Consider the following 2,576-nt stretch of genomic DNA (forward strand, 5'->3'; position numbering starts at 1 on the left):
GGCCGCCGCGCGCGCGGCCGCTTCGGCGGCGGCACGGGCCGCGGCGAGAATGGCTTCGCGGGCTTGCATCAGGTCCTTGAAATCCAGCATGACGCTCTTCTCCTGAGGAACGGGGGCGATGCGAACGGCGTTAAGGGCACCAAGGGCGCCAAGGGCGCCAAGGGCATTGCTGCGGCCACGCGAACGGCGCGGCTCGCATGGGCCCGCCGCCACGCGCCGGGCGACGCGTGGACGGACTGCGGCCAGCGTGACAGGCCATTGTCTGCCCGGTGTGGCGCGATACCAACTAGGGAGAATCGTAGGCTGGCGGTGCAGCGGGCCACCGGGAGGGCATGGAACTACGCGAATACGTAGTCGAAGGCCGCCTGACGTCGCGGCCAGGGGCAACGACGGCCGTCGCCGTCATCGCCCCGTCATCGAAATCGTCTACAGCCGGTTGTTGTCGAGGTCGGTGACCAGCATGCAGCCCGGCGCATGGGTGATGCAGATTTCCGGCCGCGCTTCGCGGATCACGGCCTGGGGCGTCACGCCGCAGGCCCAGAACACCGGGATCTCGTCCTCGTCCACCGGCACGGCGTCGCCGTAGTCGGGCGCCTCGATGTCGTCGATGCCGATCAGCCGCGGATCGCCGATATGCACGGGCGCGCCGTGCACGTCGGGATAGCGGGCCGTGATCTCGGTGGCCAGGATCGCATCGGCCGCCTTCAGCGGACGCATCGACACGACCAGCTTGCCGGACAGGCGTCCGGCGGGCCGCGTCTCGATCGAGGTGCGAAACATCGCCACGTTGCGGCCCAGATTGATGTGCTTGAGCGGAACGTTGGCGGCGAGCAGCGCATGCTCGAACGAGAACGAGCAGCCGATCGCGAACGCCACGAAATCGTCGCGCCACAGCGAGGCGATGTCGGTGGTCTCGTGATAGTCGGTGCCGTTGCGGTAGACGCGATACAGCGGCACGTCGGTGCGGATGTCGACGTCGACGCCAAGATTGCGGAAGACCGGATCGCCCGGTTCCGTGACGTCGATCAGTGGGCAGGCCTTGCGGTTCAGCGCGCAGAACTGCAGGAAGTCATAGGCCCAGTCGCGCGACAGGATCACGATATTGGCCTGGACATAGCCCCTGGCGAGCCCGCTGGTATGGCCGCGATAACGGCCCGAGCGGATCAGCGCGCGCAGCGCGGCGGGGTCTTCGGGCAACAGCCCGTTGGCTTGCTGGAGGGGCAGGTTCATGGTGGTCGGCGTGGAGTCGTGCACGCGAGCGCAACGCACCAACTTGCCGCAAGATCGTGGACCTTCCATGTCGTTCCCGCGAAGGCGGGAACCCAGCGTCTTTGAAAGCCGCTGGGTCCCCGCTTTCGCGGGGACGACAACGTTTGCCGGCAATCTGGCACGAAACGCGCGCTGTCGCGAGGTGTGCAACGATTCTGGACGCCGCGCCGATGCGCTGTCCAACAAATCTTTTGGATGCAGCGCGATAAGGCTTTTCGATGACGAAGGCAAGCGATGCTTGCCTTCGGGACCCGAGACGGCCGCCGTCAGGCGTCGCGGTCCGTATCGTGGTCCGTGTTGTGGTCCGTGTTGTGGTCCGTATGGCCGCCGGTCTCGCCGCCGCCGTTCTGCGCGGCGACATTGGCCATCGGCATCGCCTTGTCCTCGCCCGCTTCCGCGCAGAACGCGGCCACCACGCCGACCGTCAGCGCGATCACCGACTCCGACAGTTCCAGCCCCGCGCCGGTGCGCCACGATGCGACGATGTCCAGCGACGGCGGATGGCTGTCGATGTCGACGATGGTCAGCGTGCCATCCTCCAGTTCGCGGCGCACCAGCACCGGCGGCACCGCGCCGATGCCGAAACCCTCGCCGATCAGCCGCGTCATCGCCGCGACCGAATTGACGCAGCTGATGCGCGGGGACTCCACGCCGTTCAGGTGGAACAGGCTGAGGATGTCCTGATGCGGGCGCGAGTTCTTGACGAAGGTGATCACGCGTTCGCCGGCGAGGTCGTCCAGCGAGCGATACGGCCGGTCATAGGCCGAGCCCTTGGCGACGATCCAGCGGATCGGATACTTGGCCAGCTCGATATTGCGCACGGTTTCCACGCGCAGCAGGTCGGTCTGGAAGATGATGTCGAGATAGCCCTTCTGCAGCTGGTCGCACAGGTTCAGCGCGGCATCGGCGGTCAGCTCGATTTCCAGCGCCGGGTAGGCCTCCATCACGCGGCGGACCACCGACGACAGCCAGGTATGGATGACCGAATCCATCGCACCGATGCGCAATCTCCCTTCGCTGACGCGTGTGGAATCGATCGACTGGCGCAGCCGATGCATCGTGTTGACCATGCGCTCGGCATATTCGAGCACCTGCTGGCCCTGCGGGGTCAGCGATACGCCGCGCGAGTCGCGCAGGAACAGCTTGACGCCGAGGTCTTCCTCCAGAACGGCGATGCGGCTGGAAATCGAGGCCTGGGTGGTGAACAGTTTTTCCGCGGTCAGCCGGAAGCTTCGCAAACGGGCGACCCAGACGAACGTCTCGAGAAAGCGCAGGTTCATGTCGACAGGGATTGGAGTCAGGGACGA

2 protein-coding genes are annotated in these 2,576 nt (G+C 66.2%); both read right to left on the reverse strand.

Going from position 1 to position 2,576, the window contains the following annotated elements; all coding sequences use genetic code 11:
• Positions 1–426 precede the first annotated feature (426 nt).
• The gene (locus tag B551_RS16260) at positions 427–1,230 is read right to left on the reverse strand and encodes a putative hydro-lyase (RefSeq protein ID WP_006579069.1); all 804 of its coding nucleotides are present in this window, start codon (positions 1,228–1,230) and stop codon (positions 427–429) included.
• 305 nt (positions 1,231–1,535) lie between these two features.
• The coding region (locus tag B551_RS16265; RefSeq protein WP_253281369.1) for a LysR family transcriptional regulator at positions 1,536–2,576 on the reverse strand (1,041 nt) is incomplete at its 5' end.

The sequence above is a fragment of the Cupriavidus sp. HPC(L) genome (assembly GCF_000307735.3).
GTDB lineage: Bacteria > Pseudomonadota > Gammaproteobacteria > Burkholderiales > Burkholderiaceae > Cupriavidus.

What these genes read in the sequence shown, in the direction of transcription:
- B551_RS16260 (WP_006579069.1), bottom strand. Translation starts at nt 1,230, where the DNA reads ATGAACCTGCCCCTCCAGCAAGCCAACGGGCTGTTGCCCGAAGACCCC.